The 692-nt window shown below is 52.6% G+C and carries 1 pseudogene; it reads right to left on the bottom strand.

What is annotated here, in order from left to right:
• Positions 1–177 precede the first annotated feature (177 nt).
• Positions 178–446 (bottom strand): annotated as a pseudogene (locus DVK05_RS17805) (restriction endonuclease); the annotation flags it as partial.
• Positions 447–692 lie beyond the last annotated feature (246 nt).

Raw genomic sequence — 692 nt, 5'->3', positions numbered from 1 at the left:
TATAGTAGCCTCCCAACATTGGCGCAGTACCTTATGTAGCTCTTACTTCTTGCTGTGATCACCTGTTACATAAGGCGTTGATATCGGATGTCGCATGACCAAATCAACAAACGTCCGTTGCGGGTCCGTCGTACCACCGAGTGGGAGGAATTAGCGCAATAATCAGGACCACAGATGCTACTCGATAGCTGCTTCTTCCTTTATTTCGATCTCCTCGTCAGTGAGCCCGTACAACTCGTAGACGAACTCGCCGATCAGGTCGTCGATTTTCTCGATCTTCTCATCGAGCTCCTCAGCGCGCTCGACCGTCCGAAGGTAGTTCCCTAGGTCGTCGACCACGTCGTTGACATCGGGCAACTCGATCTCTTCATCCGGTCGACAAGCGAGTTCGTCTTCGTCGCTGTCTCGCAGAAGTTCGCAAAGCCGCCCGCCTCGCCGACGGCCAGAACTGATCCAGCGGCGCAGACTTAGTCGCCAGCTAGCGTTTGTCGATCAGGTCTGTTGGACTTTCCCTGACGTAATTGTGGTCGGATACGACTACGACTGAACGTTGATGTTACTGTAGTACCAGCCTGATCCTTCCTGCTCAATTCCGTGGAAGATGTCCCGCAACGGAATTTCGTCATTTCCGTCGCGAAATACAGGTTCATCCCAGTATTCGAGATCATCGACCACAAATTGGACTCGGGGGT

Source organism: Halorubrum sp. Atlit-8R, assembly GCF_003666025.1.
GTDB lineage: Archaea > Halobacteriota > Halobacteria > Halobacteriales > Haloferacaceae > Halorubrum > Halorubrum salinarum.
This window is presented reverse-complemented; position numbering and strand designations above follow the sequence as displayed.